Annotated in this window: 19 protein-coding genes; 13 read left to right on the top strand and 6 right to left on the bottom strand. The window is 72.5% G+C overall.

All coding sequences use genetic code 11. The features are described from left to right. The first annotated feature begins 149 nt into the window (after positions 1 to 149). From ACFO6S_RS19415 to ACFO6S_RS19405, 3 genes are all read left to right on the top strand, one after another. The gene (locus ACFO6S_RS19415; RefSeq protein ID WP_378419612.1) at positions 150 to 1,298 is read left to right on the top strand and encodes an acyl-CoA dehydrogenase family protein; all 1,149 of its coding nucleotides are present in this window, start codon (positions 150 to 152) and stop codon (positions 1,296 to 1,298) included. 232 nt (positions 1,299 to 1,530) lie between these two features. Continuing rightward, on the top strand, positions 1,531 to 4,017 hold the full coding sequence (gene pepN, locus ACFO6S_RS19410) for an aminopeptidase N (RefSeq protein WP_378419611.1): 2,487 nt from the start codon (positions 1,531 to 1,533) through the stop codon (positions 4,015 to 4,017). A gap of 164 nt (positions 4,018 to 4,181) precedes the next feature. Then, positions 4,182 to 4,625 (top strand): hypothetical protein, encoded by a 444-nt coding sequence (locus ACFO6S_RS19405; protein WP_378419610.1) that lies wholly within the window; start codon positions 4,182 to 4,184, stop codon positions 4,623 to 4,625. Here the strand turns inward: ACFO6S_RS19405 and ACFO6S_RS19400 are convergent. Beyond that, positions 4,579 to 5,013, bottom strand: a complete 435-nt coding sequence (locus tag ACFO6S_RS19400) for a hypothetical protein (protein WP_378419609.1) — start codon at positions 5,011 to 5,013, stop codon at positions 4,579 to 4,581. The two genes, ACFO6S_RS19405 and ACFO6S_RS19400, sit on opposite strands and share 47 nt — an antisense overlap. 333 nt (positions 5,014 to 5,346) lie before the next feature. On the opposite strand from ACFO6S_RS19400, the gene ACFO6S_RS19395 reads away from it, so the two are divergent. The 3 genes from ACFO6S_RS19395 (at position 5,347) to ACFO6S_RS19385 (ending at position 8,533) form a co-directional block, all read left to right on the top strand. Beyond that, positions 5,347 to 6,657: a hypothetical protein gene (locus ACFO6S_RS19395; RefSeq protein ID WP_378419608.1), complete on the top strand. Its 1,311-nt coding sequence runs from the start codon at positions 5,347 to 5,349 to the stop codon at positions 6,655 to 6,657. Between the two features lie 30 nt (positions 6,658 to 6,687). Beyond that, positions 6,688 to 7,479: a DUF8176 domain-containing protein gene (locus ACFO6S_RS19390; RefSeq protein ID WP_378419607.1), complete on the top strand. Its 792-nt coding sequence runs from the start codon at positions 6,688 to 6,690 to the stop codon at positions 7,477 to 7,479. A gap of 112 nt (positions 7,480 to 7,591) precedes the next feature. After that, positions 7,592 to 8,533, top strand: a complete 942-nt coding sequence (locus tag ACFO6S_RS19385) for an SGNH/GDSL hydrolase family protein (protein ID WP_378419606.1) — start codon at positions 7,592 to 7,594, stop codon at positions 8,531 to 8,533. A 15-nt stretch (positions 8,534 to 8,548) separates the two neighbouring features. On the opposite strand, the gene ACFO6S_RS19380 is transcribed toward ACFO6S_RS19385, so the two are convergent. After that, positions 8,549 to 10,069 carry an acyl-CoA synthetase gene (locus ACFO6S_RS19380; protein ID WP_378419605.1) on the bottom strand — a complete coding sequence of 507 codons (1,521 nt, stop codon included), beginning with the start codon at positions 10,067 to 10,069 and terminating at the stop codon, positions 8,549 to 8,551. A gap of 84 nt (positions 10,070 to 10,153) precedes the next feature. Further along, positions 10,154 to 11,155, bottom strand: a complete 1,002-nt coding sequence (locus tag ACFO6S_RS19375) for an MBL fold metallo-hydrolase (RefSeq protein WP_378419604.1) — start codon at positions 11,153 to 11,155, stop codon at positions 10,154 to 10,156. A 205-nt stretch (positions 11,156 to 11,360) separates the two neighbouring features. Between ACFO6S_RS19375 and ACFO6S_RS19370 the strand changes: the two genes are divergently transcribed. Genes ACFO6S_RS19370 through ACFO6S_RS19360 form a run of 3 tightly spaced genes read left to right on the top strand, consistent with a single transcriptional unit; the run spans position 11,361 to position 14,247 of the window. Beyond that, a complete protein-coding gene (locus tag ACFO6S_RS19370; RefSeq protein ID WP_378419603.1) occupies positions 11,361 to 12,116 on the top strand; it encodes a (Fe-S)-binding protein in 756 nt (251 codons plus the stop codon). Next, positions 12,113 to 13,627 carry a lactate utilization protein B gene (locus tag ACFO6S_RS19365; protein ID WP_378419602.1) on the top strand — a complete coding sequence of 505 codons (1,515 nt, stop codon included), beginning with the start codon at positions 12,113 to 12,115 and terminating at the stop codon, positions 13,625 to 13,627. Before ACFO6S_RS19370 ends, ACFO6S_RS19365 begins: the two co-directional genes overlap by 4 nt. Then, entirely contained in the window at positions 13,624 to 14,247 is a 624-nt protein-coding gene (locus tag ACFO6S_RS19360; RefSeq protein WP_378419601.1) for a LutC/YkgG family protein, read from the top strand. Before ACFO6S_RS19365 ends, ACFO6S_RS19360 begins: the two co-directional genes overlap by 4 nt. Positions 14,248 to 14,461: 214 nt before the next feature. Here ACFO6S_RS19360 and ACFO6S_RS19355 read toward each other — a convergent pair whose 3' ends face one another. The 3 genes from ACFO6S_RS19355 to ACFO6S_RS19345 form a co-directional block, all read right to left on the bottom strand. Next, positions 14,462 to 15,055 carry a hypothetical protein gene (locus ACFO6S_RS19355; RefSeq protein ID WP_378419600.1) on the bottom strand — a complete coding sequence of 198 codons (594 nt, stop codon included), beginning with the start codon at positions 15,053 to 15,055 and terminating at the stop codon, positions 14,462 to 14,464. Between the two features lie 56 nt (positions 15,056 to 15,111). Continuing rightward, positions 15,112 to 15,939: a hypothetical protein gene (locus tag ACFO6S_RS19350; RefSeq protein ID WP_378419599.1), complete on the bottom strand. Its 828-nt coding sequence runs from the start codon at positions 15,937 to 15,939 to the stop codon at positions 15,112 to 15,114. A 388-nt stretch (positions 15,940 to 16,327) separates the two neighbouring features. Beyond that, on the bottom strand, positions 16,328 to 17,008 hold the full coding sequence (locus tag ACFO6S_RS19345) for an NUDIX hydrolase (protein WP_378419598.1): 681 nt from the start codon (positions 17,006 to 17,008) through the stop codon (positions 16,328 to 16,330). Between the two features lie 60 nt (positions 17,009 to 17,068). Here ACFO6S_RS19345 and ACFO6S_RS19340 point away from each other — a divergent pair, with 60 nt between their 5' ends. From ACFO6S_RS19340 to recD, 4 genes are all read left to right on the top strand, one after another. Further along, positions 17,069 to 18,055, top strand: coding sequence for an ADP-ribosylglycohydrolase family protein (locus tag ACFO6S_RS19340; RefSeq protein WP_378419597.1), 987 nt, complete (start codon positions 17,069 to 17,071; stop codon positions 18,053 to 18,055). A gap of 155 nt (positions 18,056 to 18,210) precedes the next feature. Next, entirely contained in the window at positions 18,211 to 21,528 is a 3,318-nt protein-coding gene (recC, locus tag ACFO6S_RS19335; protein ID WP_378419596.1) for an exodeoxyribonuclease V subunit gamma, read from the top strand. Further along, complete coding sequence (locus tag ACFO6S_RS19330; RefSeq protein WP_378419595.1) at positions 21,486 to 24,878, top strand: UvrD-helicase domain-containing protein; 3,393 nt, start codon at positions 21,486 to 21,488, stop codon at positions 24,876 to 24,878. The genes recC and ACFO6S_RS19330 overlap by 43 nt, the downstream gene beginning before the upstream one ends. Further along, complete coding sequence (recD, locus tag ACFO6S_RS19325) at positions 24,875 to 26,785, top strand: exodeoxyribonuclease V subunit alpha (protein ID WP_378419594.1); 1,911 nt, start codon at positions 24,875 to 24,877, stop codon at positions 26,783 to 26,785. The genes ACFO6S_RS19330 and recD overlap by 4 nt, the downstream gene beginning before the upstream one ends. Positions 26,786 to 26,788: the final 3 nt, after the last annotated feature.

Raw genomic sequence — 26,788 nt, 5'->3', positions numbered from 1 at the left:
GGAGGGCAGGCCGCGCCGCCCGTCGAACCGGCATCGCCGGGGCACGCCGCCGCCGACGTCGGTACCGTCGTTGACAACGGTAACGACCACCGCGGGCGGTGCTTCATCGCACGCAGTCGGTCCGGTGCAGCGGAGAAGGCGGTCAACTCATGAAGAAGTACGTCCCCACCTGGCACGACGACGAGGTCCGTGCCCTGTCCGAACTCGCGCTCGGGTTCTTCGAGCGAGAGGTGGTCGCGCACAACGAGAAGTGGGACGCCCAGCACCGCATCGACCGCGACGTGTGGCTCAAGGCCGGCGAACTGGGGCTGCTGTGCTGCTCGATCCCGGCCGAGTTCGGCGGCGGCGGAGGCACCTTCGCGCACGACCTCGCCGTCTTCGAGGTGCAGGGCTACGCCGGCGACCTCGCCTTCGGCGTCTCGGTGCACAGCGGCATCGTCGCGCACTACATCGCCGAGTACGGCTCGGCGGAGCAGAAGCGGGCGTGGCTGCCCGGGATGGCGACCGGCGAGATCCTCGGCGCCATCGGCATGACCGAGCCCGGCGCCGGGTCCGACCTCAAGGCGATCAAGACCAGCGCGATCCGTGACGGCGACGAGTACGTCGTCAACGGATCCAAGACGTTCATCACCAACGGCTCGTCCGCCGACATGATCGTGCTCGCGGTCAAGACGGACCCGAAGGCCGGAGCGAAGGGCGTCTCCCTGCTGATCGTCGACCTGCGCGACTGCCCCGGATTTGCCGTCGGCCGGGTGCTCGACAAGGTCGGGCAGCAGGGCGCCGACACCTCCGAGCTGTCCTTCACCGACGTCCGGGTGCCCGCCGCCAACCTGCTCGGCGACACCGAGGGCCAGGGCTTCGGGCAGCTGATGGCGCAGTTGGTGCAGGAGCGGCTGATCATCGGCGCGCAGGCGGCCGGCGCCATGAAGCGCGCGGTCGAGGAGACCGTCGCGTACACCAAGTCGCGGCAGGCGTTCGGGCAGAGCCTGTTCGAGCTGCAGAACACCGCGTTCGAGCTTGCCGAGTGCCAGACCATCGCCCGCACCTGCGAGGTGTTCCTGGACCACTGCATCCAGTCGCACCTGGTCGGCGAGCTCGACCCGTCCGAGGCGGCGATGGTCAAGTACTGGCTCACCGACAAGCAGTGCGAGGTGATCGACCGCTGCGTCCAGCTGCACGGCGGCTACGGGTACATGCGCGAGTACCTGATCGCGCGGATGTACCAGGACGCCCGCGTGCAGCGGATCTACGCCGGCGCCAACGAGGTGATGAAGTCGATCATCGCGCGGTCGCTGTAGGACGGACTTGTCGGACGCCGGACCTAGCCCTCGCCCGGCCGACGATGCGGTTCCTCAGCGCGATGGACGCCCTCGCCTCCGACGGGCGTCGGCGCGAGGCCGCCGCGGACTACCACTGGGCGCGGGTGTTCGCGCGGATGGCGCTGTCCGGGTAGAGGCGTCCGTCACCTCAGCGACCGGTGAGCCATTCTGATGCGCCCCCGCACCCGAATCGGTGGCAGGATCTACCGGTGTGAGCACCGCAAACCTGACCCGTGACGAAACCGCAGCGCGCTCGAGCGCGATCACCGCGCGTGCCTACCGCGTCGAACTGGACGTACTGACCGCCCCCGACCCGGACCGGTCGGACTTCGCGACCACCACCACCCTCGAGTTCGACGCCACCGTCGACGCGACCTGGATCGACTTCATCGGCCTGTCGGTCGAGTCGGTGACGGTCAACGGCGACTCCGTGGACGTCGAGTACGACGGCGCCCGCATCGCGATCCGCGGCCTGCGTCCGTCCAACGTGGTGACGGTGACCGCGGTCGGCGAGTACAGCCGGTCGGGGGAGGGGCTGCACCGCTTCCACGACCCGGTCGACGCGCAGACCTACCTCTACACGCAGTACGAGCCATCCGACGCGCGCCGGGTGTTCGCCTGCTTCGAGCAGCCGGACATGAAGGCGCCGTTCACCTTTGCGGTCACCGCGCCCGGGGGCTGGGAGGTGGTCTCGAACCGGACCGTCGCCACCCGGGAGGCCGACGACACCCGTCAGGTGGTGGAGTTCGAGCCGACGCTGCCGATCTCCACCTACCTCACCGCGATCGCGGCCGGACCCTACGCCCGGGTCGACTCCTCCTGGAGCAAGGGTGATCTGACCGTCCCGCTGGGTGTGCTGTGCCGCGCCTCGCTGGCGCAGTACCTCGACGCCGACACGATCTTCGAGGTGACCGCGCAGGGTCTGGACTTCTTCGCGGAGCAGTTCGACTACCCGTACCCCTGGGGCAAGTACGACCAGGTCTTCGTCCCCGAGTACAACCTCGGCGCGATGGAGAACCCGGGCCTGGTCACGTTCACCGAGGCGTACGTCTTCCGTGGGGCGGCCACCGCCGCGCAGTACGAGGGTCGGGCGAACACGATCCTGCACGAGATGGCCCACATGTGGTTCGGGGACCTGGTCACCATGGTGTGGTGGGACGACCTGTGGCTCAAGGAGTCCTTCGCCGACTACATGGGCGCGCTCGCCAGCGCCGAGGCCACCGAGTGGACCGATGCCTGGGTCGCCTTCGCGAACCGGCGCAAGGCGTGGGCGTACTCGCAGGACCAGCTGCCCACGACGCACCCGATCGTCGCCGACATCGTCGACCTCGAGGCCGCCAAGCTCAACTTCGACGGGATCACCTACGCCAAGGGCGCGAGCGTGCTCAAGCAGTTGGTGGCGTACGTCGGACGGGACGCCTTCTTCGAGGGTGCTCGGCGATACTTCCGCACCCACGAGTTCGGAAACACCACGCTGGCGGACCTGCTGGCCGAGCTCGAGGCCGCGTCGGGCCGGGACCTGACCGTGTGGGCCAAGCTCTGGCTGCAGACCAGCGGGGTCTCCACCCTCACCCTCGAGCGCCGCAAGGGCAAGGGCCACGAGATCGTCCAGACCGAGCCGCGACCGCACACCCTGGCCGTCGGGTGCTACGACTTCGACGAGTCCGGCGCGCTGGTGCTCAGCCGGCGCCTGGTCGTCGACATCGAGGAGGCACGCACGCCGATCGAGCTGACCGAGACGCCCCTGGTGCTGCTCAACGACGGCGACCTCACCTACGCCAAGGTCCGTCTCGGCGGGTACTCGATCCGCACGGTCGAGTCCTCCCTGGACCGGATCGTCGACCCGTTGGCCCGCGGCCTGGTCTGGTCCGCCCTGTGGAACTCCACCCGCGACGGGCAGCTCGAGGTGCCGCGTTACCTGGAGATGGCCCGCACGTTCGCGCCCACCGAGCCCAACATGGCGCTGCTCACCTCGGTGCTGGCCAACGCCTCGTTCGCCGTCGGGCACTACCTGCCCGCCGCGGAGCGTGACCGGTGGCGCAACCGGTGGCTCGAATCGTGCTGGGACGCAATGTCCGCCGCCGATCCCGGATCGGGTGCGCAGCTGGCCTGGGCGCGGGCGCTGGCGTCGGCCGCCACGGTCGACGACGGCCGCGCCACCGAGATCCGGGCGGTGCTCGACGGTACCGCGACGGTGCCGGGGCTGGCGCTGGACCCGGACCTGCGCTGGGCCCTGTGGACCGCGCTGGCCGCCACCGGGCGCGCTGACGCCGCGGACCTCGACGCCGAACTCGGTCGTGACGACACCGCGTCGGGTCGCACCGCGCACCGGCAGGCGCTGGCCGCGCGCCCGGACGAGCAGGTGAAGGCCCAGGCCTGGGCCGCGGCCTGGGGCGACGTCTCGCTGAGCAACGATCACCTCGACGCGGTCATCGGCGGCTTCCGGGCGGGCGCGCGACGCGACCTCATCGCCGAGTACGACGTGGAGTACTTCGCCGCGATCGGCGAGGCGTGGGCCACCCGCAGCATCGAGATCGCGCGTCGCCTCGTGCTCGGGCTGTTCCCGGCCGCGGACTCGCTGGTGCCGGTCGACGCCTGGCTCGACGCCAACGCCGCCGCACCCGCCGCCCTGCGCCGACTGGTGCTCGAGCAGCGGGACCACCTGGCCCGGGACCTGCACGTCCGCCGGGCGCGGTGAGCCCTCGCGGTCGCTCCGGCCGATTCCCCGGTGCCGTCTACCGCTAACCGTCTAGAGTGGGCGAGCTGCGCCGGGGGTGTGGCCGCTGAGATGGGGGTTTCATGCGGATGCGGGGGAATGCCGTACCGGGTCGGGCATCGACCAGGTCACGGTTGCAGCGGTTGGTGTCCGAGCTGGACCTGCCGGTCGACTGGACCGTCGAGGAGCTGGTGCGCACGGTGTCGGCGGTCCGCGGGCGCCGCGTCGTGCTGGTGTCGCTGCCGGAGGCGGCCGCGGGTGGGCTGTACGGGCTGTGCCTGGCCCGCCGCGACGAGGACGTGATCCTGTACCGCTCGTCGCCGCTCGCCGAGGAGCGGCGGTTCATCGTCGCGCGCGAGTTGGCGTGTCTGCTGCTCGGGCGCGGTGGGGACGACCGGTTCGACCCGGTGGGCCTGGCCTCGACGCTGGTCGGCCTGGATCAGGCGGGCGGGGCGGAGCTGGTCCCGTCGGGAGGCTCGGGGGAGCTCGATCCGGCCCTCGAGTACGAGGCCGGGCTGCTGGCCACCATGATGATGACGCGCGTTACCGCGAGTCGTCCGGTTGCGGCAGTGAGTTCAGGATCTCGATGAGCTGGTCGACCACGTCGGCGCTCAGGGCGGTGCCGCCTGCGGTGCGTTGCGCACCGTTCGCGGTGACCCGGTGAACGCCGGCACGTTCGAGTGCGACGGTCAACTTCGTATGGCGCTCAACGTCTTCCGCGGTGAAAGTGGGTCGGTCGAGCGGCGTGGGGAGACCGCCGCCCAGGGTGGCTGCGGCGCTGCCGGGGGCCCACTGCAGCCCCGCGTCGACCTTGGCGAGCGTGGTCAGGCTCGGCGCCGGGGTCATGCCGTTCTCGATCCCGGTCTGGCGCTTGTCCGACGGCCCGCCCGCGGCATGGACCTGGTCCTGCAGCAGGCCCAGCGCCAGGCGACGCTTCCGGACAATCACCCCGAATCGCCGCAGCTTTGCCGAATCCATGACGCGCAGCCTATCAACCGAGTGATTCGGGTCCGGGTAATCGACGATTCGCGCCCGCGACGTGTCTTGACCTGTGCGGTTGGCCGTCGTCGGCATTCTGCTGCAGATCGCTTCACATTCGCTTAGGATTCGCTTGTCGCCCGCCGGACGGGGGGTTCGTGGGGCGACTCGAGGCGGTGCGGATCACTCGCGCCGCTGCGACACCGGAGCGCCCGCCGTCGTCACGGCGGCGGGCGAGGTGCGGCCCTCCCGAGCCGGGCGCCAGTGCACATCAGCGACAGTCCGCGCCAGAACTCCGGACCGGTCAGTATCGGGACAAATCATGGGGGGACCATGCAGGACAACAGAATCGGCGTCCGTCGTCGTCGGGTGCAGCGAATCACGGTGGCGGGGGCGGTGCCGCTGGCGATCACGCTCGTGTGTGCGGGTGTGGCGGTCGCCGCGCCGACCGAGCAGCCGGGGGTCTCGGTTCCGGAGCCGACGCAACCCGCGGTGGCGCCGGAACCCGAATCCCAACCCGAACCCGAGGCCGCGGTGGAGCCCGCGCCACGTCAGTACTGGGTGGAGCCGCCGACGGAGTACCGGGAGATCGAGTACCAGCCGTACCAGGATCCGGGCGCCTACGACGCCCCCGCCGCCACCGTGCCGGCGGCCTACGTCGAGCCCTCCTACGCGGAGCCTTCGTACGCGGAGACCTCCGACAGAGGGCCGTCCGCGCCCCCGTACGTCGAGCCCGCGTACACCGAACCGGACGCCCTGCACCTGCCGACGACGGTCACCACCGTCGCGCCGATCGAGGCGCCGAAGCGGATGCTGCGGGCCGGCGACTTCATGGTCGCGCAGGAGTCGGTGCGACTCGGCGACGACGACCTCGAACGCACCAACAACCAGTTCGCCATCGCGGAGTCCCAGGTCGCGACCTTCTGGAAGTCCGTCGGCATCCAGCCGGCCCGGGCCCAGAAGGTGGCCGCCGCGACCACCGCGGGAGCGGTGGGCGGCGCGCTGGTCGGCGGGACGGCGGCAGGTGTGCCGGCGGCGGCGGTCGGTGCGGTGCCGGGCGCGCTCGTCGGGGGCACCCTCGGCGGCCTCTTCGGCGGGCTCGCGGGAGTGCCGGTCATGGGCGTCGGCGTCGTTCCGGGCGGTGTCGTGGGTACCGCCGCGGGCGCGGCCATCGGTGCCGCGGCGGGCGCCGCGGTGCTGGGTGTGCCCGCCGCGGTCGCGGGCGGCACCGTCGGCGGACTCGTCGGCGGCGCGTCGGGAACCGCGCTGGGAGCCGGTGACGTCGACGGCGAGCCGCTCGTCGACCTCACCCCGGCCGCGCCGGCCCCCGCGCCGAGCACGGTGGACACCGCCGTAATCACCGCACAGACGAGGGCCGTTGTCGCCCAAGTGGAGTCGGCGCCCGGCGGGTCCGCGGCGGTCGACGGGGTTCGCACCGTCGCCGATGCGGCGCCGGCGGTGATCGAGGACGCGACGAGCGCGGTGACCGGTCAGGTCGCGGTGGTGCGGGCCGCGGCACTCGCGCAGGCCGGTGGCGAGGAGGCGGTGACCTCGCTCGAGTCCGCCGTCGTGAACTCGCCGGTCGCGCCGGTCGGCGGGCAGGTCGCGGACCTCCTGGCCGCCGTGCGCGCGGGCCTGGCGTAGGCCGGCCGCGAGAGTCGGGGCTCGACGACCGTGGGGACGCGTCCGACCTGGCAGACGGCGCGGGACGACTGGTACGCGGTCGAGTCCGCCCCGGGCGCGGCCGCCGTGGTTGTCGGGGGCGCGGCGTCGGAGCCCGACGGGGCCGGACCTGAGCCGGGAGCCGAGTCGGCCACGGACGGCTCGCCCGGCGAGCCCGGGCCGGCACCGGTGGCGACGAGTGCGTTCACCGCCTACCTCGAGGATCCGGAACCTGGGGTGCCGCCGGTGCCCGCGCCCCGGACCCGTCGGCGGGTGGCGGTCGCGGCACTCGCCGCCGCCGGACTGCTCGCCGTCGTCGGTGGGGCGGTGACGGTAGTGACGGTCGGTGGCACCGCCGGAGCCGACCGCCAGGAGGTGGTCGCGGAGTCCGGGTCCGGCGCCACCGCAACGGTTCCCGGATCCGACGGTCTCTGGTGCGCCGACCTGGCTCCCGGCGCCCCCGCGACCCGGGACTCGCCTGACCGCGGCGCGGCGGCCATCGCCGGGTTCGAGGACGCGTACTACGGTGCCCGCGACGGGTCGAAGGCCCGCACCTTCGTCGCCGAGGACGCCCGGGTCGGCGGCGCCGAGGCCCTCACCCGCGGCATCGCGGAGCTGATCCCCGTCGGCACCACACACTGTGTCGTGGCCCGGCGCACGGCGCCGGGGGAGTACGCGGTGGACCTGTTCGAGCGTCGACCGGACGGGACCACCACGCAGTACCGGCAGTCGATCACCACCGTCGCCGAGGTGGGATCGCCTACCGGAGAGGTCATCACCGCGATCAGCAAACGTGAGGGCTGAGCCGGATTCGCCGCGGAGGCGTGCGGCGAGGCGTACCGTTTTACAGGGAAAGAGCATTCTCAGTTGATGGCGTGCACGTAGATCCTCGGCCGTCGACGAGGGGAGAAGCACTGTGAATCTGACAACTCGACTCCGGCTGGGGGTCGCGGCCGTGGGGGCGTTGGCCGCCGTCGCGGCGTTCGCATCGCCCACCGTCGCCGCCGAGGCGCCGCCCGGACCTGGCGCGCCGCCCGGCCCCGTCGCACTGACCGAGGCGCAGCCCGGTGCCCCGGCGCAGGCGGCGCTGGCGCCCGGTGCCGAGTACGTCAGCCTCGGCGACAGCTACGGCGCAGGCACCGGCGTCTTTCCGCTGGCGGAGGGGCCGCCGCCGTGGTGCCTGCAGTCGAGCCAGAACTACTCCCATCTGGTGGCCGCGCAACTCGGCTACCGGCTCACCGACGTCAGTTGCGGGAGCGCGACGGCGATCGGCCTCGGCCTCCCGCTGTACCCCGGCATGCGACCGCAACTCGATGCGCTCACGCCCACGACGGAACTGGTCACGCTGATGGTCGGCGGCAACGACCACAACACCTTCGGCGGTGCGGTCGCCGCCTGCATCGCGGCACGGGCGTCGAACCCCGGCGCCTACGACCCCTGCCGGGCGCAGTACGGGGCCGGCATGTTCGCGCCGATCGTCACCGGCACGCACCCGGACCTGGTCGGGGCCCTGCGCGCGATCCACGCCCGCTCGCCCCGCGCCCGGGTCGTCGTCGTCGGATACCCCTGGCTGTTCCCGGGGAGCGGCAGCTGCGCCGCGCAGATCCCCGTCGCCGACGGGGACATGGGATACCTGCGGGAGCTGCAGACCGTGCTCAACGACGCGATGCGCCGTGCCGCCCAGGAGACCGACTCGGCCTTCGTCGACATGTCGCAGGTTTCCGACGGCCGAGACGGTTGCCAGCCGGCCGGGCACCGGTGGGTGGAGCCGATCCTGAACACCGGCCAGCCGATCCACCCGAACGCGGCAGGCGAACGCGCGATCGCGGACCAGGTGGTGGCTGTGCTCGGACGGTAGTCGACTCGCGGAAGGTCAGGTGGCCGAACGCAGTTCGCGCTTGAGCAGCTTGCCGCTCTGGTTGCGGGGCAGCGCGTCGACGAACACCACCCGCTTGGGCACCTTGAACGGCGCGATCCGCTCCTTGACGTGGGCGATCAGCGAGTCCGCCGTTGCACCGGAACCGTCGCGCAGCACCACCACCGCGGTGATCGCCTCGATCCACTTCTCGTCCGGGGTGCCGATGACCGCGACCTCGGCGACGGCGGGGTGGGTGTACAGGGCGTCCTCGACGTCCCGGGAGGCCACCAGGATGCCGCCGGTGTTGATGACGTCCTTGATCCGGTCCACCACGGTGATGAAGCCCTCGGCGTCGCGGGTGACCAGGTCGCCGGAGTGGAACCAGCCGCCGGTGAACGCCTCGGCCGTCGCCTCCGGGTTCTCCCAGTAGCCCTCGCACAGCTGCGGGGAGCGGTAGAGCACCTCGCCGGCGACGCCGTCGGGCACGTCGTTGCCCTCGGCGTCCACCACCCGGGTCTCGACGAAGAACACCGCGCGCCCGCACGAGTCCGCCCGGTCCGCATGCTCCTCGGGGCGCAGCACCGCCGCCAGCGGACCGATCTCGGACTGCCCGAAGCAGTTGTAGAAGGCCAGGTCCGGGTACTTCTCGCGCAACCGGTTCAGCACGGTCACCGGCATGATCGACGCGCCGTACTGCGCCTTGTGCAGCGACGACAGGTCGCGGGTGTCGAGGTCCGGGTGGCTCGCGAGCGGCACCCAGACGGTCGGCGCGAGGAACAGCGACCCGATCCCCTCGGCCTCGATGCGACGCAGGATCTCCGGGATGTCCGGCGCCGCCATCAGGTTCACCGTCGCGCCCACCGACAGGTACGGCAGCATGAACACGTGCATGCCCGCCGAGTGGTACAGCGGCATGCAGATCAGCGGACTGTCGTCGGCGGCCAGATCCAGCGCGATCACCGACGAGACGTACTCGTGCACCAGCGCGCCGTGGGTCATCATGGCGCCCTTGGGCTTCGAGGTGGTGCCCGAGGTGTACAGCAGCTGCGCGAGGTCCGTCGAGGCCGCTCGCGGCGACAGGTCCGGCACCTCGCCGGCGCGGCTGAGCCCGAGCAGGGAGTCGGGCCCGTCGTGCAGCACCAGCACGTGCTCGACGTCGAGGTCCGCGCGCACCGAGTCGAGGGTGGGCGCGAGCGCGGCGTCGACCAGCACCGTCCGGGACCCGGACTGCGCGAGCAGGTAGCTCAGTTCCTCGCCCTTGAGCGCGTAGTTGACGGGGACATGGACCAGACCCGCGCGGGCGCAGGCCAGGAACCCGATCACGTAGGCGTCGGAGTTGGTGCCGTAGGCGGCCACCCGCTCGCCCGCGGACAGCCCGAGGGTGAGCAGGTGGCCGGCCGCCCGGGTGACCGCGTCGTCGAGTTCGCGGTACGTCCACCTGCGGGCGTCGAAGCTCAGCGCGGTGCGGTCGGGGAACCTGGCGGCCGAGCGGCGCAGGACGCCGTCGACGGTGTTGGTACGGGGGTCCTGGCTCATGTGCGCCAGGCTATGGCCGCTTCGCCGCCCGTGCGTCCTTGTTCGCCCCCAGCGGACCGGATGGACGCACGGGTGCGGCAGCGCCTATCGTCGCGCGACGAACAGCGCCGGCTCGGTGCCCGGCACCTGCGCGACCTGCTCGCGCGTCACCAGGTGCCGCAGGTGCGCGGCCGCCTCGGACAGCGCCATGCCCTTGGCCATCGGGTGGAAGTCCGACCACGGCCGGTACCACTTCATCCGCTGGGCCACCTCCCAGACGGTGATCTGGTCGTCGCCGAACGCGTCGTAGAGGTGCTCGAGCCGGTCCTCGTGGTGCTCGATCAGCTCGGTCGCGCGGCCCGTGACGTCGTCGATCGGCAGGCCGTGCGCGCCGAGGCCGCGGGTGACGTTCATCGAGCCGACGCGGCGCAGCGAGTCCATGAACTCGGCGAGGCCGTCGCGTTCCTCGAGCGGGTACGTGAAGTTGCCGACGTGCGGGGTGGTCTTCTGCAGCACGTGGTCGCCGGTGAACATCACGTCGGCGTCCTCGAGGTAGAAGCACACGTGCCCGGGGGTGTGGCCGGGCGTGAACACCGCACGAAGTCCGCGCCCGGTCAGCGCGATGAGCTCACCGTCCTCGAGCTTGCGGTCGGGGGCGGCGTCGGGGCCGACCGGCGCGTTGGCGTCCGACGCCTTTTCGAACGCGGCCAGGTCCTCGGGTGCCGCGCCGGCGCGGGCGAGGTTCGCGAGCTGGTACTGCATCCACTCCGTGTCGCGACCGGACGACATCTTCTCGAACATGTCGTGGTCGGACTCGTGCATGGCGATCCACGCGCCGGACGCCTCCCGGACCCGGCCGCACAGGCCGGTGTGGTCGGGGTGGAAGTGGGTGAGCACCACACCCTCGACCTCGGAGACCGAGTGTCCGATGGATTCGAGGCCGGCGGTCAGTCCCCGCCAGCCCTCGTCGTCGCCCCAACCGGTGTCGACCAGGACCAGCCCGCCGGGTGACTCCATCGCGTAGATCAGGGTGCTGCCCAGGGGATTGTGGGACATGGGCACGGAGATCTGGAAGATTCCGTCGCCGATCGCTGCCGCATCGCTCATCTTCAATACCTCGAGACTAGTTAATATCGCTAACCCTTTAGGTCATCATGGACGCATCCGTCGGACGATGGGCGTCGGGGTCCCGAATCGTGATGTACCCGCTGGTCACGGGCGTGGCGGTCCGGTCGGGAGGCCGCCGGGGGTCGACGGTCCTACTGTGGGCGCAGGCCACCTGGCACCGACGCCGACCACCGATGGAGACCGCATGCGAATCGCGTTGTTCGCCACCTGTATCGGGGACACGATGTTCCCGGACGCGGCGAGGGCCACCGCCCTGTTGCTGACCCGCCTGGGACACGAGGTGGTCTTCCCACCGGAGCAGACCTGCTGCGGGCAGATGCACGTCAACACCGGGTACCAGCCGGACGCGCTGCCGCTGGTGCGCAACTACGCCGAGAACTTCGGCGACCCGGCGATCGAGGCGGTGGTGGCGCCGTCCGGCTCCTGCGTCGGGTCGGTGCGGCACCAGCACCGGATCGTCGCGGAGCGGTACGGCACCCCCGCGCTCCGGTCGGGGGTCGAGACGGTCCGGGTCAAGACCTACGAGCTCTCCGAGCTGCTGGTCGACGTCCTCGGGGTGACCGACGTCGGCGCCCACTTCCCGCATCGCGTCACCTACCACCCGACCTGCCACTCGCTGCGGATGCTGCGGGTCGGCGACAAGCCGCTGCGGCTGCTGCGGGAGGTCCGCGACATCGACCTGGTCGAGCTGCCGGAGGCCGACGTGTGCTGCGGGTTCGGCGGCACCTTCGCGATCAAGAACGCGGACACCTCGACGGCCATGCTCGCGGACAAGATCCGCAACGTCGGGGCGACCGGCGCCGAATTCTGTTGCGCCAGCGACTCGTCCTGCCTGATGCACATCGGCGGCGGCATTTCCCGGCTGCGGATGGCCACCGGGACGGTGCACCTCGCCGAGATCCTGGCCTCGGTGTCGAAGCCCGCCGGGGTGCGGGCATGAGCGCCGCGACGCTGGGGTTGCCGTCGTTCCCGCCGCGGGCGCCGCGGGGCGCCGGGTTCCTGCGCGGCGACGAGAAGTTCCCCGACGCCGCGCGTCACGAACTGGCCAATCCGCAGCTGCGCCGCAACATCGGCAAGGCCACCCACACCATCCGCGCCAAGCGGCTCGCCGTCACCGCGGAGCTGCCCGACTGGGAGGCGCTGCGCGAGGCCGGATCCGCGATCAAGACCGACGTGATGAACCGGCTGCCGGAGCTGCTCGAGCAGCTCGAGGCGGCGGTCACCGCGCGCGGCGGCGTCGTCCACTGGGCGGCGGACGCCGACGAGGCCAACGAGATCGTCACGGACCTGGTGCGCGAGACGGGGTCGGACGAGGTAATCAAGGTCAAGTCGATGGCCACCCAGGAGATCGGGCTCAACGAGCACCTCGCGGCCCACGGCATCCGGGCGTACGAGACCGACCTCGCGGAGCTGATCGTCCAGCTCGGTCACGACAAGCCCTCGCACATCCTGGTGCCTGCCATCCACCGCAACCGCGCGGAGATCCGGGAGATCTTCCTGCGCGAGATGGACGGCGTCGACCCCGGCCTCGACGACGACCCGTCCCGGCTCGCGGCGGCGGCCCGGAAGTTCCTGCGGCACAAGTTCATGACGGTGCCGGTCGCGGTCTCCGGCGCCAACTTCGGGATCGCCGAGACCGGCACCCTCGGGGTGGTCGAGTCGGAGGGCAACGGCCGGATGTGCCTGACCCTGCCGCGGACCCTGATCACGGTGATGGGCATCGAGAAGCTGCTGCCGAGGTATGCCGACCTCGAGGTGTTCCTGCAGTTGCTGCCGCGCTCGTCTACGGGGGAGCGGATGAACCCGTACACCTCGCTGTGGACCGGCGTGAGCGCCGGCGACGGCCCGCAGGCCTTCCACCTGGTGCTGCTCGACAACGGCCGCACCGCCGCGCTCGCCGACGAGGTCGGCCGCGCCGCGCTGCACTGCATCCGCTGCTCGGCGTGCCTGAACGTGTGCCCGGTCTACGAGCGGACCGGCGGGCACGCGTACGGCTCCACCTATCCCGGTCCGATCGGCGCGGTGATCACCCCGCTGCTGGCGGGCATGGACGGCGCCGACGACCCCAACTCGACGCTGCCGTTCGCGTCGAGCCTGTGCGGGGCGTGCTTCGACGCCTGCCCGGTCAAGATCGACATCCCGTCGATGCTGGTGGAACTGCGGCACCAGGAGGTGGCGCAGTCGGGCTTCGGCGTCGAGGCCGCCGCGATGAAGGCCGCGTCCGTCGCGATGACGAAGGCCCGGCGGTTCGCCGCGGCGCAGAAGGCAATTGGGCTCGGCCGGCTGCTGGCGGGACGGAAGGGCCGGATCTCGCGGCTGCCACCGCCGCTGAACGGCTGGACCGCCGCCCGCGACCTCCCGGCGCCGCCGAAACAGACGTTCCGGCAGTGGTGGGACTCCGCCGAGGGGCGCGCGGAGCTCGACGCCGCGCGTCGGGAGGGGCGGTCATGAGTTCACGAGAGGTGGTGCTGGGCCGGGTGCGCGACGCGTTGACGTTGGCACCGCCTGTGCCGCAGGAGATCCCGCGCGGGTACCGGACCGGGCGGACACTGCCCGGCGACCAGCGGCGCCGGCTGCTGGTGGACCGGCTGCTCGACTACAAGGCACACGTGCACCCGTGCTCGGCCGACGAGCTGCCGGTGACGCTGGCCGCGGTGCTCGCCGAGGTCGGCGCGCGGCGGGTGGGCGTGCCTGCGGGACTCGACGAGTCGTGGCTGGCCTCGTTCGACGGCGAGGTGGTGGTGGACTCGGCCGCGGTGCCCGCGCCGGAGCTGGCGTCCCTCGACGCCGTGGTGACGGCGTCGACGGTGGCGTGCGCGGAGACCGGCACGGTCTTCCTCGACGGCGGCGCGGACCAGGGCCGCCGGGCGCTGACCCTGGTGCCGGACGTGCACGTGTGCGTGGTGGCGCTGGCCGACGTCGAGGTCGGGGTGCCCGAGGCCCTGGCCCGACTGGTGCCCGAGCGCCCGACCACCCTGATCAGCGGCCCGTCGGCGACCTCGGACATCGAGCTCGAGCGGGTCGAGGGTGTGCACGGCCCGCGGAACCTGCATGTGGTGATCGTGGGGTGAAGGGACTGCCTGCGCCGCCTCGCATGACCGTCGGTCGAATCCCAATAGGTTCGACTGGCGGAATCTGCACGACACGCTGAAACCGTACGAAATGGCTGAATCCGTACGGATTGAGTGAGTTGTACGTTCTCGAGCAGCGGAGGGGTTGTCGTGTCCGGCAGGAGCCCGGGGCGGACGGCCGGCTCCGTTCCGGCCGTCCCACCGGCGCGGGGCCTCACGATCGGGTGTTGCGCATGTGCTTGTGCGGGCCGACGTAACCGACGTGCACGGCCGCGGTGCGCGGGTCGACGGTGAAGTAGATGCGCGGGGCGAGGTCGCCGCCGCCCTCGGCGATCTTCAGGTGGGCCTGCATCAGGATCGCACCCGACGCGTCCACGTCGGTGGTGACGGGCAGGATTCGGGAGCGGTAGAGCTTCGGGCTGTTCATCACGGTCTCGGACTCGCGCATTGCCAGCTTCTTCGGGGTAGCAGGCCAGGACTGGGGGTCGCCGGAGGTCTTGCACCACTGGAAGAAGCCGCCTGCGAAGCCCGCCTCCGCGGACAGGGAGTAGGCACCGAGTGCATTGAACGCGCGCCCGATTCCCTTGCCCCAGGACGCGGCCTGGGGGGCGCAGTCCAGGTCTCGGAGACCGTGGCAGGCGTCGGGGTGGATCAGGACCCGGTCGCCGAGACTCTGGCGGGCGGCCTCGACGGCGGCCGAACACGGGCCGACCGGACGGCCGCACTGGGCGCCGGCGGGCCGGAGGGCGCTGCTGCCCTTGCCGAGCAGGCTGTGGGTGGACTGGCTGTTCCTGCGAGCGAGGGTCATGGTGTGCCTTTCGTGGGGGTGTGAGCTCGGGTGTGGGGTGCCGGCCGTATCGATCGTCAGGCGGCGTCGTACCGGTGCAGTTCGGCGGTGATGTCGTTGACGGCGGCGAACAGCCCCGAGTAGGTGCCGTCCCAGGTGGGATCGACGGGGCAGTGCTTGCGCATCACCAGTTCGAGCAATTCGGTTGCGACGAGCAGGAGTTCGATCGTCGTCTGCCACAACAGCTCCGACGTCTCGTCGGGCTCCGGGTAGCCGGTGAAGCGCGGGTCGAGGTCTCGCGGGGGCAGGGAATCCACCGTCGCCCGCCGCGCGACGTCGATCATGGCGAGAGCGCCGGACAGGGTCTCGTTCACGATCCTGTTCGCGGGCTCCGTGGGGCTGTCGAGACCCAGGAGGGCCAGTTCGAGACCTGGGTCCGGCTGATTGATTCGGCACGACCGGCGGTGTGCGAATGCGGTCATGTCCGTCGCCGCGGAAATGGCGATCCTGGCCCGGGTGACGGCCCAGTCCGGGTTTACTGCCGTGACGGCGAGGTGGACCACCTGCCTGCCCATGCCCTCGAGGACGTGCCAGGCCGAGCTGCCGTGGCTCGTCTTGGCGAGCACGGCGACGGAGACCGCCTCCTCGATCAGCCTCCGGTACTGCCCGATGTTCACCGTCATCTGAAAGCCGCTGTCGGAAAACCAGTTCGGCTCGGTCGGCATCAGTTCGTCGCGCTCGTCGTCGACCACCGCGGTGAGGTCCCTGCACACCGTCGCCCGGAGAGCGGTGGCCACCACCAGTAGTGCCTCGGCCGGGTAGTCGCCGGTGAATTCCTCGTTCGGCATCAAGTCGACGATTGCGTCGTAGAGTTCGTTGCCGGATCGGCTCAGTGGGTCGTTCATGATTACTCCCATTCGATGTGAAATTGACAAAGATGTGGCCTTGTGGAAATTCATAATTGGCCGGATTTGCGAGATTCGGCGTTCGCTCCGTGCTCGCCGAGATGAGGTTAGAGCAGTGGGCGCCGTCGCGTCAACCATTCTTCGAAATTGTTCGACACGCCCGCTCGGGCGCCGTCGTCGCAGGTGTAGGGCTTTTAATGGCAATTAATTCGCGAAAGATTGCAGTAATTTCGAGGCAATCTAAGAACGTTCAATTGAATCGGACCGAATTCTTTCGGCGGGAAATTGATTCGGCTTTAATTGCCGTTCAAAATGATTCGATGTTCTTTCTGGTCTCAAAGCTTCTGGCCTGCGGCGATGCTGGTGGGTGGGTGGTCGCCGGGCGGGCTCAGCCGGCGAACAGCACCGCGGCCTGTGCGGGCAGCACGGCGTCGCCGCTGCGGCGGAAGATCTCGGCGGGGCGACCGTTGCCGGGCTTCGACCACCTCCCGGTGTTCTCGAGCGCCTTGCTGACGTGCCGCCGGAACGAATCCTTCTGCAGCTCCCGGTCGAACACGGCCTCGTAGAGCTGTCGCAGCTCGAGCACAGTGAACGTCTCGCCCAGCAGCCCGGCCGGATCGACCTGTGCCGCGTACCGCTCCCGCAGGTCCGCGACAGCCAGGCTCACCATGTCGGCGTGGTCGAACGCGAGGGCCTGGGCGGCCCCGCCGCCGCGAATCGGCACGAGGACGGCGTCGGCGGGCAGGTTGCCTGCCGGAACGGCGGCGGCGTGCGCCATCGACAGCACCCAGCCGCGGTCGTCCCGGGCGGGGTCGTCGAACATGGCCAGCTGGTGGAACCGGGTGCCCGGCAGTGCGGCCTTGTCCCGCAGCGCGCGTTCGGCGGCGTCGGTGAGCAGTTCGCGTTCGTGCAGGAACGTGCCGGGAAGTGCCAGCGAGCCGAGGCGGTGCTCGACGACGAGCACCCGCAGTGTGCCTGCCGAGTAGGTCAGCACGGCGACATCCACCGCCACCGACGGGCGTGGGTAATCCTCCAGGCGCCTGCCGCTCGGTACTGTCGATTCGGTCACCGTTGCATCTTATCTCAAGAATGATCTATCGTTAGCGCACAGTTGATCAAAGGGGATTTCATGCATGTGAAGCTGTCGACGCAGCAGGCCGATCGTGCGGCGGGTGCGCTGCTCGCGACCGCGGCCGGCGATGCCCTCGGGGCCGGGTACGAGTTCACCCACCCGGGCGCAGGCACGACGATCGAGATGATCGGCGGCGGTCCGTTCCACTGGGCGCCGGGGGAGTGGACCGACGACACCTCGATGGCGCTCGCCATCGCCGAGGTCGCGGCCACAGGTGCGGACATCGGCCGCGGCGAGGGGCTGGACGCCGTTGCGGCGCAGTTTGTCCGGTGGTACGACTCCGATCCGGCCGACATCGGCAACCAGACCCGCGCGGTGCTATCGCGGCGTCCGGTCGGCGCCGCCGCGATGCAGGAGCAGGCCCGCGCACTGACCTGGCGCAAGGGCGGAAACGGGTCGCTCATGCGTACCGCGCCGGTCGCGCTTGCCTACCTCGCGGACGAGGCGGGCTGCCTCGACGCCGCGGCACAGATCGCGTCGCTGACCCACGACGACCCGCAGGCCATCCAGGCGTGCCAGCTGTGGAGCCACGCCATCCGGCACGCGATCCTGCACGGCACCTTCGACGGGGTCCGCGACTACCTCGACATCGCCCCCGCGGACATCGCGGCGTACTGGGGTCCGCTGCTCGACCAGGCCGAGCGGGGCACGCCCGAGGACTTCGCGAACAACGGGTGGGTGGTGCACGCGCTGCAGACGGCGTGGTGGGCGATCGCCTCCACCGACAGCTCCGACGACCGGCACCTGCGGAACGCCCTCGTGGCGGCCGTCCGGGCCGGCGGGGACACCGACACCACCGCCGCCATCGCGGGCGGACTCCTTGGGGCCCGCTGGGGCGGGTCCGCGGTGCCCGCCGGCTGGCGCCGGATCCTGCACGGCTGGCCCGGATACACCGCACCGGACCTGGAACGGCTGGCGCTCGAGACCGTAGGCGGTGGGCGCGACGACACCGACAGCGCCACCGAGATGTCGGCGCCGTCGTGACCGTCGTCGACGTGGCCGAGGGCGAGGTGAACCGGCCGCGCGTGGACACCGCCGTCAGCGAGGCCGGGCCGCCGCGTTCCCTTCACAGCGGTGTCGGTGCCGTGTGATATTCCTGGCCCCGGCATAGTGGACACGACACCGGGGAGGATCGGACCATGCTGACGCTGCACCGCGCCGAACGCTCCGACACCCTCGCGGCCGCGCTCGCCGAGCTGCTGGCCGTCCCGCTCGACGACCCGTTCGCCCGCGAGGTGATCGCGGTGCCGGCCAAGGGCGTCGAACGCTGGCTCACCCAACGACTTTCGATGACGCTCGGCGCGCGCGACGGCGACGGGGTGGCCGCGAACATCGAGTTCCCGTCCCCGACCCGGCTGGTCGACGCGGCACTGGCCGCGGCCACCGGCGTCGACCCGGACGCGGACCCGTGGCACCCGGCGCGGGTGCTGTGGACCCTGCTCGCGGTCATCGACGACAGCCTCGACGAGCCGTGGTGCGCGGTGCTGGCGCGGCACCTCGGGCACGGCGTCGACGGCGCCGAGCACCGCGCGGGCCGCCGGTACGCCACCGCCGCGCACCTGGCCGGACTCTTCCGCAGCTACGGCGCCCAACGCCCCGGCATGCTCGTCGCCTGGGCCGACGGACGGGACGTCGACGCCGCGGACGGCAAGGCCGAGCCCCTCGACGACGACCAGCTCTGGCAGCCGCGGCTGTGGCGCCGGCTGCGCGAACGCATCGGCTCACCGAGCCCGGCCGAACGCCTCGACGACGCCTGCGCCCGGCTGCGCACCGACCCCGGCCTGCTGGACCTGCCGGTCCGGCTCTCGCTGTTCGGCCCCACCCGGCTGAGCACCGACCAGATCGCGGTGCTGTCCGCGCTCGGCGCGAACCGCGATGTGCACCTGTGGGTTCCGCATCCGAGCCCGGCGATGTGGGTGACGCTGTCCGACGCCGCACCGCCGACGCTGCGGACCGAGGACCACCGCGCGCTCGCCGCCGGGCATCCGCTGCTGGCCAGCCTCGCCCGGGACGTCCGGGAACTGCAGGCCCGGCTCGCCGGACTCGACCTGGTCGAGGTCCACCACGGCGCGCAGGCCGCACCCGTCGACACCCTGCTCGGCCGGATCCAGGCCGACATCGGCGCCGACCGTCCGCCCACGGCCTTCACCCCTGCCGCCGACGACGCGTCGGTGCAGGTACACGGCTGCCACGGCCCGGCCCGCCAGGTCGAGGTGCTGCGCGAGTGCCTGCTGCACCTGTTCCAGGGCGACCCCACGCTCGAACCCCGCGACGTGCTGGTGATGTGCCCCGACGTCGAGTCCTACGCCCCGCTGGTCCGGGCCGCGTTCGGTCAGGACCCCTTCGGCCAGAACACCTTCGGGCATCCCGGGCACGGCCTGCGGGTCCGGCTCGCCGACCGCGCCCTGCACCAGACCAACCCGGTGCTCGCCGTCGTCGCCACCCTGCTCGACCTCGCCGACGCCCGCGTCGCCGCCAGCGCGGTGCTCGACCTCGCGGCCACCGAGCCGGTCCGCCGCCGCTTCCGTTTCGACGACAACGCCCTCGAACGGCTGCGGGAATGGGCAGGCGCCGCGGGCGCGCGGTGGGGGATCGGGCCCCGTCAGCGCGGCGCCTACGGGCTCGGCGATTTCAAGCAGAATACCTTCGGCACCGCGCTGGACCGGATCCTGCTCGGCGCCGCCGCGGACGAGTCCGACGCGCAGTGGCTGGCGCTGGCGCTGCCGCTCGACGACGTGGAGAGCAACGACATCGCCCTCGCCGGCGGGCTCTCCGAGTACATCGACCGGCTCGACGTCGCGCTGCGCGGGCTGGCCGGCCCGCAGACCACCGCGCAGTGGTCGGCGAACCTGGCGCGGGCGCTGGACCTGCTCGTCGACGTGAGCCCCACCGACGCCTGGCAACTCGGGCAGGCGCGCCGTGAGCTGGCCGGCGCCATGGAGCACGCCGCCGAGGGCGGGGACCCGACGCTGCGACTGGCCGACGTGCGGGCACTGTTCGCGACCCGGCTCGCCGGCAGGCCCGGCCGCACCAACTTCCGCACCGGCGAGCTGACCGTGTGCACCATGGTGCCGATGCGCTCGGTGCCGCACCGGGTGGTGGTCCTGCTCGGCCTCGACGACGAGGTGTTCCCCCGCGGCGCAGGCGTAGACGGCGACGATGTGCTGGCCCGCAGTCCGCGTCTGGGAGAACGTGATCCGCGCAGCGAGGACCGCCAGCTGCTGCTCGACGCGATCATGTCCGCCACCGAGCGGCTGCTGCTGTTCTACACCGGCAAGGACCCGGTCACCGGCGCGCACCGGGCCCCGGCGATCCCGCTCAGCGAGTTCACCGACGTCATCGAGCAGATGGTCGGCCCCGACGCGGCCGCGTCGGCCGTGCGCCGCGGGCACCCGCTGCAGCCGTTCGACCCGCGCAACTTCGAACCCGAGGCGCCGTTCAGCTTCGACACCGCCGCGCTGGCCGGGGCCCGCGCCGCGCAGCGGCCCACCGCGGCCGAGTCCGGTTTCCTGGCCCGGCCCCTCGACCCGTACCCCCGCGGCGACGTCGACCTCGCGGACCTCATCGCGTTCCTCGTCCACCCCACCCAGGCCTTCCTGCGTCAACGCCTCGGTCTGCGGGTGCCCGAACTGGACGAGGACCTCGCCGACGCGCTGGACCTCGAACTCGACCCGCTGGCGAAGTGGAACGTCGGGGAACGGATGCTCGGCGCCCGCCTCGACGGGACCTCCGTCGAGGAGTTCCGGGCGGCGGAGTGGCGCCGCGGCACCCTGCCACCGGCCCGCCTCGGCAACCGGGTGCTGGCCGACATCGAGTGGCAGGTGCAGTCGCTGGCGTCGGCGAGCGCGCAGCCCGGACGGGCCGCCACGGTGGACGTGGACCTCGACCTCGGCGACGGCCGCCGGCTGACCGGGACCGTCGGCGGCGTGCACGGCGCGGTCGTCGCGCGCAGCACCTTCTCCCGGCTCGCCCCCAAGCACCGGCTGCCGGCGTGGGCGAACCTGCTCGCGCTCGCGGCGTCCGGGCCGGCGCCGGACGGGGAGCGGTGGCGGGCGGTGACCACCGGCCGCGGCAAGGGCCGGGCGCCGGTGATGCAGTCCACCCTGCTCGCGCCCGACGACGCCCTCGCGCAACTGGTGCGGCTGGTCGGACTGCGGGACCGCGGGCTCGACGTGCTGGCGCCGATCGCGACCGCGTCGTCGGCGGCCTACGCGGAGCTGCGCTTCCAGGGGCGTTCGCTCGAGCAGGCGATGACGTACGCCGGCAAGGAGTGGGGCGGCGACTTCGGCGACGGGAAGGACCGGCACATCGCGTACGTGTACGGGGGCTCGGCGGCGCTGAGCGTCCTCACCGACCGGCAGGCGCCGGCGGGCAGCCCGGAACCGACCGTGTTCGGGATGTGCGCCCGGCAGCTGTGGGAGCCGCTGCTCGCCGCCGAGACGCTGGAGGCGCCGTGAGCCCCACCGCATTCCGACTGCTCGGCCCGCTGCCGACCGGCACCACCGTGCTCGAGGCCAGCGCCGGCACCGGTAAGACCTACGCCATCGTCGGCCTGGCCGCCCGTTTCGTCGCGGAGGGCCACGCCGACCTCTCGGAGCTGCTGCTGGTCACCTTCAGCCGGGCGGCGACCAAGGAACTGCGGGAACGCACCCGCGAGCGGTTCGCCAGCGCCGCAACGGCACTCACCGACCCGGCGGCCGCCCGCGACGGCGGTGACGAACTGGCCGCGCACCTGGCCACCGGCACCCCCGACGAGGTCGCACTGCGGCGTCGTCGACTGCTGCAGTCGCTCTCGGACTTCGACGCCGCCACGATCGCCACCACGCACAGCTTCTGCCAGCGGGTGCTCGACGGCCTCGGCGTCGCCGGCGACCGGGACCCCGACGCGGTGCTCGTCGAGGAGGCCGACGACCTCGCCGCCGAGACCGTCGGCGACCTGTACCTGAGCACCTTCGCCGCCGCCGAGAACCCGAGCCTCGAGCCCGGCGTCGCCCGGAAGGCCGCCCGGGCAGCCATCTTCGACCCGCAGGCCGTCCTCGCGCCGGAGGGAGCGGACGGCACCCCGGCCGGGGACGCCGTCGCCTTCGCCACCGCCGTCCGCGCCGAGATGCGCGACCGCAAGCGCGCGGCGGGGCTGCGGGACTTCGACGACCTGCCGTACCTGCTGCACGGGGTGCTCACCGATCCCGTGCACGGCGAGGCCGCCCGCGCGCGGGTGCGCGAGCGCTACCGGGTGGTGCTCGTCGACGAGTTCCAGGACACCGACCCGCTGCAGTGGGGGATCCTGAACGCCGCCTTCCACGGGCACTCGACCCTGGTGCTGGTCGGCGACCCCAAGCAGGCCATCTACGCGTTCCGCGGCGCCGAGGTGCTCGCCTACCTCGACGCCGTCGACGCCGCGGACCGCACCCTGGAACTGACCGTCAACTGGCGCAGCGACGCCGGACTGCTCGACGCGCTCGGCTACCTGCAGCGCGGCGCCGCGCTGGGGCACGACGACATCGTGGTCAACGCGGTCGAGGCGGCCAAGCCGGAGTCCCGGCTGGCGGGGGAGACGCCGCTGCGGCTGCGGTACCTGCCGCGCGGCGGCGCCGGGCCGGTCGGCAAGAGCGGCTTCCCGTCGGTCGGACCGCTGCGGGCCCGGGTCGCCGCCGACCTGGCCGCGGACGTCGTCGCGCTGCTGCAGCGCGGCGCGAGCCTGGACCTCGGCGCCGGACCCCGGCCCGTCGCCCCGGGTGACATCGCGGTGCTGGCCGGCACCCACGCGCAGATCACCCTGGTGCACGACGCCCTCGACCGCGCCGGGGTGCCGTCGGTGCTGGCCGGCGGGCTGAGCGTGTTCGCCACCCCCGCGGCGCAGCACTGGTTGTGGCTGCTGCACGCGCTCGAGCAGCCGCACCGCTCGGACCGGGTGCGCCTCGCCGCGCTGACCCCGCTAATCGGCCGCACCGCAGGCGAGCTCGACACCCGTGGCGACGACGTGGTCGCCGAGGTCGGCGGGACGCTGCGGGAGCTGACGCAGGTGTTCGCGCACTCCGGCTTCGCGGCGCTGTTCGAGCGGCTGTCCGGGTGGGCGCAGCTCGAACAGCGACTGCTCTCCCGTCAGGGCGGGGAACGGCAGCTGACCGACCTGCGGCACGTCGGGCAGCTGCTCAACGCCGCCGCCGTCGAGGAGAACCTCGGGCTGACCGCGCTGACCCGCTGGCTCACCGACCGGATCCGGGACCCGAGGTCCGGCGGTGTCGACCGCAGCCGGCGCCTCGACAGCGACGCCGCGGCCGTGCAGATCTGCACCGTGCACGCCAGCAAGGGCCTCGAGTACCCCGTGGTGTACGTGCCGTTCGGCTGGGACGCGGCGAAGCGGCCGAACCCCGACACCCTGTTGCTGCACGACCGCGACGGCCGCCGGATCCTCGACGTCGGCGGCGAGGACAGCGACGGCTACCGGGACCGCAAGAAGGCCCACGACGAGGAGGAGTCCGGCGAGTCGCTGCGGCTGCTGTACGTCGCGATGACCCGGGCCAAGTGCCAGCTGGTGCTGTGGTGGGCGCCGGCCTACGCCACCGCAGGCGCGCCGCTGCACCGGATGCTGCTGGGCCGCAAGCCCGGTGAGCTCGAGGTGCCGCAGCGGGTGAACCTGCCGACCGACCCGGTGATCGCCGAGACGTTCGGCCGCTGGGCGGCGGAGGGGCCGGTGCTCTCGACCGGCGCCGCGGTGATCGCGGTCCAGGGCGTCGGTGCCGACCCGGTGCCCGAGGCGTCCTGGACGCCGCCGCGGGCCGAGCCGGGTGAGCTGGCCGCGGCCCGGTTCGACCGGGTGCTCGACGCCCGCTGGCGGCGCACCTCGTACACCGCGCTGACCGCCGCCGCGCACGACGCGCCGGGCGTCGGCAGCGAGCAGGAGGAGACCGAGACCGCCGACGAGCCGGACGCGCCGCCGCTGATCACCGACGCGGACCCGACGGTCGCGGGGATTGCGTCGACGATGAACGCGCTGCCCGGCGGCGCGGTGTTCGGCACCCTGGTGCACGCCGTCCTCGAGATCGTCGACACCTCCGCCGCCGACCTGCCCGCCGAACTGCTGCGCTGCTGCCGGGAGGCCGTGGCCGCGGAGCTGTCGAGCGTGGACCCCGCGGAACTGGCCGAGGCGCTGCTTCCGGTGCTGCGGACCCCGCTCGGCGACGGCGCCGGGGTGACGCTGGCGGACCTGTCGCCGCGGGACCGGTTGCCGGAGCTCGAGTTCGAGCTGCCGCTGGCCGGCGGCGAGGACGCGCGGGCCCGGGTGACCCTCGACGGCCTGGTGTCCCTGCTGCGCGCGCACCTGCCCACCGGCGACGCGCTGGCCTCGTACGCCGAGCACCTGCTCACGCTGGACCGCCCGGAGTTGCGCGGGTTCCTCACCGGCAGCATCGACGCGGTGCTGCGGCTGCCCGACGCGTCCGGGCGGCAGCGGTACGTGGTGGTGGACTACAAGACCAACCGGTTGGCGCAGGTCGAGCAGCTCACCACGGCGCACTACACCCGCGACGCGATGGCCGCGGAGATGATGCGCGCGCACTACCCGCTGCAGGCGCTGCTGTATTCCGTTGCGCTGCACCGGTACCTGCGGTGGCGGCTGCCGGACTACGACCCGGCGGTGCACCTGGGCGGGACGCAGTACCTGTTCGTCCGCGGGATGGTCGGGCCCGAGACCCCGGCCGGCTGCGGCGTCTTCGACTGGACGCCGCCGCCTGCGCTGGTCACCGGGCTGTCCGACCTGCTGGCCGGGATCGGTGCGGCCTCGACTCACAGTGGGGTGACGGCGTGACCGACGCACGGGTGGCGCAGCGCGGCAAGGGCGCGCTGCGGGTGTTCAACGAGGCCGGGGTGCTGGCCGCCGCGGACGTGCACGTCGCGCTGCGGCTGGGGGCGCTGGCCGGCGAGAGCGACGAGTCGGTGCTGCTGGCCACCGCGCTGGCGGTGCGGGCGGTGCGGTCCGGGTCGGTGTGCCTGGAGCTGAACAGGATTCGGGAGATCCCGGTCGAGGAGACCTGGACCGGCGACGACGAGGCGGACGGCACGTCGGCGGTGGACCCGGCGACTCTGCCGTGGCCCGACGATGCCGCCGTGGCGGCAGGCCTGCGGGCCAGCCCGCTGGTGGCAGGCGGGCCGAACGGGCCGCTGCAACCGCTGCGGCTGGTGCCGGCCGCCGGCGGCGACCTGCTGTACCTGGACCGGTACTTCCGGCAGGAGCAGACGGTGCGGCGCCTGCTCGACGAGCGGGCGACGACCCACCCCGAGGTGGACGAGGACCGGCTGCGGGCGGGCCTGGACGCGCTGTTCCGCGGCGACGGCGGTGCGCCGAGCGCGGCCCCGGACCGGCAGCGCCTCGCGGCCGCGGTCGCCGCGACGCACCGGACCTCGGTGCTGGCCGGCGGCCCCGGAACCGGCAAGACCCACACCGTGGCGCGGGTGCTGGCGCTGCTGGCCGGCCAGCCCGGACCGCCGCCGCGGGTGGGGCTTGCGGCGCCGACCGGCAAGGCCGCGGCCCGGCTTCAGGAGGCCGTGCACGGGCAGGCCGAGTCGTTGGGGCTCAGCGAGCTCGGCCTGGCGCCGGACCTGGCGGCGATGACGCTGCACCGGATGCTCGGCTGGCGGCCCGGCGGCCGGTACCGCTACCACGCCGGGAACCACCTGCCCTACGACGTGATCGTGGTGGACGAGACCTCGATGGTCTCGCTGACCATGATGTGCAGGCTGCTCGAGGCGGTCCGCCCGGACGCCCGGCTGGTGCTGGTCGGTGACCCGGACCAGCTGGCGTCCGTCGACGCAGGCGCGGTGCTGGCGGACCTGGTGGCCCGTCCGGCGCCCGGCGCCGCGAACCCGGCGCTGGCCCGGGTGGTGGGCCCGGACCTGGACGCCCGCGGCGACGGCGTGGAGGCGCCGCTCGGCGAGGCCGAACGGTCCCGGCTGGGCGGCGGCGTGGTCCGGCTCAGCCGCGGCCGACGGTTCGAGGGCGCGATCGCGCACCTGGCCGACGCGGTGCGGGAGGGCCGCGACGACGAGGTGATGGCGATTCTGCGGTCGGGGGACGAGGCGGTCTCGTTCGTCGGACCGCAGGACTGGGACGCGCTGCGCGCCGACGTCGTCGAGACCTCGGCGACGGTGACCGAGGCCGCGTTGGCCGGGGACGCGTTGGGCGCGTTGAGGTCCGCGGAGTCGCACCGGCTGCTGTGCGCGCACCGCGGCGGCGAGTTCGGGGTGAGCTGGTGGGCGCGGCGGTCGGTGGAGTGGGTGTCGGCGGCGTCCGGGCACGGGGTGGACCCGAGCCGCTGGTATCCCGGGCAGCCGCTGCTGGTGACCGCGAACGACCACGAGACGCGGATCTACAACGGCGACACCGGGGTGGTGGTGCGGCGCGCGGACGGCGAACTGGTGGCGGCGTTCGCCCGCGGCAGCGAGCCGTTCCTGCTGCACCCGAGCCGGCTGGCGTCGGTGCAGACCGTGTACGCCATGACGATTCACCGCAGCCAGGGCAGCCAGTACGACGCGGTGTCCGTGGTGGTGCCGGACGAGACGTCGGCGCTGCTGACCCGTGAACTGCTGTACACCGCGATCACCCGCGCGCAGAAACGGGTGCGGATCGTCGGGACCGAGCAGGCGGTGCGGGCCGGGGTGAGCAGGCAGGTGCGCCGGGCCAGTGGGCTGCAGTTGGCGGAGGTCACCCCGCTCTGAGCC

The organism is Rhodococcus kronopolitis, assembly GCF_042654025.1.
GTDB lineage: Bacteria > Actinomycetota > Actinomycetes > Mycobacteriales > Mycobacteriaceae > Rhodococcus_G > Rhodococcus_G kronopolitis.
The sequence above is the reverse complement of the archived record's forward strand: the minus strand, read 5'-3'. Positions and strand labels throughout refer to the sequence as shown.

Coding starts and splice junctions, on each gene's coding strand:
- ACFO6S_RS19355 (WP_378419600.1), bottom strand. CDS start 15,055: ATGACCCTCGCTCGCAGGAACAGCCAGTCCACCCACAGCCTGCTCGGC.
- ACFO6S_RS19370 (WP_378419603.1), top strand. CDS start 11,361: ATGCGAATCGCGTTGTTCGCCACCTGTATCGGGGACACGATGTTCCCG.
- ACFO6S_RS19375 (WP_378419604.1), bottom strand. CDS start 11,155: ATGAGCGATGCGGCAGCGATCGGCGACGGAATCTTCCAGATCTCCGTG.
- recC (WP_378419596.1), top strand. CDS start 18,211: ATGCTGACGCTGCACCGCGCCGAACGCTCCGACACCCTCGCGGCCGCG.
- ACFO6S_RS19340 (WP_378419597.1), top strand. CDS start 17,069: ATGCATGTGAAGCTGTCGACGCAGCAGGCCGATCGTGCGGCGGGTGCG.
- ACFO6S_RS19400 (WP_378419609.1), bottom strand. CDS start 5,013: ATGGATTCGGCAAAGCTGCGGCGATTCGGGGTGATTGTCCGGAAGCGT.
- ACFO6S_RS19360 (WP_378419601.1), top strand. CDS start 13,624: ATGAGTTCACGAGAGGTGGTGCTGGGCCGGGTGCGCGACGCGTTGACG.
- ACFO6S_RS19395 (WP_378419608.1), top strand. CDS start 5,347: ATGCAGGACAACAGAATCGGCGTCCGTCGTCGTCGGGTGCAGCGAATC.
- ACFO6S_RS19415 (WP_378419612.1), top strand. CDS start 150: ATGAAGAAGTACGTCCCCACCTGGCACGACGACGAGGTCCGTGCCCTG.
- ACFO6S_RS19365 (WP_378419602.1), top strand. CDS start 12,113: ATGAGCGCCGCGACGCTGGGGTTGCCGTCGTTCCCGCCGCGGGCGCCG.
- ACFO6S_RS19380 (WP_378419605.1), bottom strand. CDS start 10,069: ATGAGCCAGGACCCCCGTACCAACACCGTCGACGGCGTCCTGCGCCGC.
- ACFO6S_RS19350 (WP_378419599.1), bottom strand. CDS start 15,939: ATGAACGACCCACTGAGCCGATCCGGCAACGAACTCTACGACGCAATC.